Raw genomic sequence first — 1,406 nt, 5'->3', positions numbered from 1 at the left:
AGATGAGATTTCCCTTTGCTTTAAGCAAATAAGATCCCTCAGAGACGATGAGGTTGATAGGTCCGAGGTGGAAGCGTGGTGACACGTGGAGCTGACGGATACTAATGGATCGATGACTTATCTATCTTGAAAAGATGTTCGTTTCGATGTTTGGTTATACTCTTATCCAGTTTTGAGGGTTTATAAAAAACTTTAAATTTACCCTTGATTTTTTCTTGAATGGACAATATAATATATCTTGTCCTTGAAAAAAGAATAAGGTTTGGTGGCGAAGGCGAAGAGGTCACACCTGTTCCCATGCCGAACACAGCAGTTAAGTTCTTCAGCGCCGATGGTAGTCGGGTTTACCCCCGTGAGAGTAGGACGCCGCCAAGCCTTACATATATCCTGGAGGATTAGCTCAGCTGGGAGAGCACCTGCCTTACAAGCAGGGGGTCGCAGGTTCGAGCCCTGCATCCTCCACCATTTAGCCGGCCTAGCTCAACTGGTAGAGCAACTGATTTGTAATCAGTAGGTTGGGGGTTCAAGTCCTCTGGCCGGCACCATTGTTTCGTTATGAGCCATTAGCTCAGCTGGTAGAGCATCTGACTTTTAATCAGAGGGTCGAAGGTTCGAATCCTTCATGGCTCACCATTTCTTGCGGGTGTGGTGGAATTGGCAGACACGCTAGATTTAGGATCTAGTGCTTCACGGCGTGGGGGTTCAAGTCCCTCCACCCGCACTTTATAAGCGGAAGTAGTTCAGTGGTAGAACATCACCTTGCCAAGGTGGGGGTCGCGGGTTCGAATCCCGTCTTCCGCTCCATGATTTCAGAGCTACTTACATTAAACAACAAGAGTTTACTATATAACTTGTCAAGCCGGGGTGGCGGAATTGGCAGACGCACAGGACTTAAAATCCTGCGGTGGGTTTCCACCGTGCCGGTTCGAGTCCGGCCCTCGGCACCATAACTTTATATGCGCCCGTAGCTCAATTGGATAGAGCGTCTGACTACGGATCAGAAGGTTAGGGGTTCGACTCCTCTCGGGCGCGCCATTATTACGGGAAGTAGCTCAGCTTGGTAGAGCACTTGGTTTGGGACCAAGGGGTCGCAGGTTCGAATCCTGTCTTCCCGACCATTCCTTACAAAATGGGGCCTTAGCTCAGCTGGGAGAGCGCCTGCTTTGCACGCAGGAGGTCAGCGGTTCGATCCCGCTAGGCTCCACCATTTATTTGATCTTTGAAAACTGAACGAACCAACCAGTACGTCAAGATATTCTTTCTATTATAGAAGGAATTTAAACAAGCACATTCGGTGTGCAAATGAGCAAGTCAAACTTCAACTTTTATGGAGAGTTTGATCCTGGCTCAGGACGAACGCTGGCGGCGTGCCTAATACATGCAAGTCGAGCGCGGGAAGCGAGCTG

The 1,406-nt window shown here is 49.1% G+C and carries 9 tRNA genes and 3 rRNA genes; all 12 read left to right on the top strand.

Annotated features, from left to right (window positions below):
- Positions 1 to 125: ribosomal RNA gene (locus H0266_RS19360) — 23S ribosomal RNA — on the top strand; the annotation flags it as partial.
- A 136-nt stretch (positions 126 to 261) separates the two neighbouring features.
- Positions 262 to 375: ribosomal RNA gene (rrf, locus tag H0266_RS19355) — 5S ribosomal RNA — on the top strand.
- A gap of 14 nt (positions 376 to 389) precedes the next feature.
- Positions 390 to 465: transfer RNA gene (locus tag H0266_RS19350), tRNA-Val, on the top strand.
- 4 nt (positions 466 to 469) lie between these two features.
- Positions 470 to 545: transfer RNA gene (locus H0266_RS19345), tRNA-Thr, on the top strand.
- Between the two features lie 12 nt (positions 546 to 557).
- Positions 558 to 633, top strand: a tRNA-Lys gene (locus tag H0266_RS19340).
- Positions 634 to 639: 6 nt separating this feature from the next.
- A tRNA-Leu gene (locus H0266_RS19335) sits at positions 640 to 721 on the top strand.
- 8 nt (positions 722 to 729) lie between these two features.
- Positions 730 to 804: transfer RNA gene (locus H0266_RS19330), tRNA-Gly, on the top strand.
- A 54-nt stretch (positions 805 to 858) separates the two neighbouring features.
- Positions 859 to 947 (top strand) — tRNA-Leu (locus H0266_RS19325).
- 11 nt (positions 948 to 958) lie between these two features.
- Positions 959 to 1,035: transfer RNA gene (locus H0266_RS19320), tRNA-Arg, on the top strand.
- Between the two features lie 6 nt (positions 1,036 to 1,041).
- Positions 1,042 to 1,118, top strand: a tRNA-Pro gene (locus H0266_RS19315).
- 13 nt (positions 1,119 to 1,131) lie between these two features.
- Positions 1,132 to 1,207 (top strand) — tRNA-Ala (locus H0266_RS19310).
- Between the two features lie 117 nt (positions 1,208 to 1,324).
- Positions 1,325 to 1,406: ribosomal RNA gene (locus H0266_RS19305) — 16S ribosomal RNA — on the top strand; the annotation flags it as partial.

It is taken from the genome of Halobacillus locisalis (genome assembly GCF_013694105.1).
Taxonomy (GTDB): domain Bacteria; phylum Bacillota; class Bacilli; order Bacillales; family Halobacillaceae; genus Halobacillus; species Halobacillus locisalis.
The sequence above is the reverse complement of the archived record's forward strand: the minus strand, read 5'-3'. Positions and strand labels throughout refer to the sequence as shown.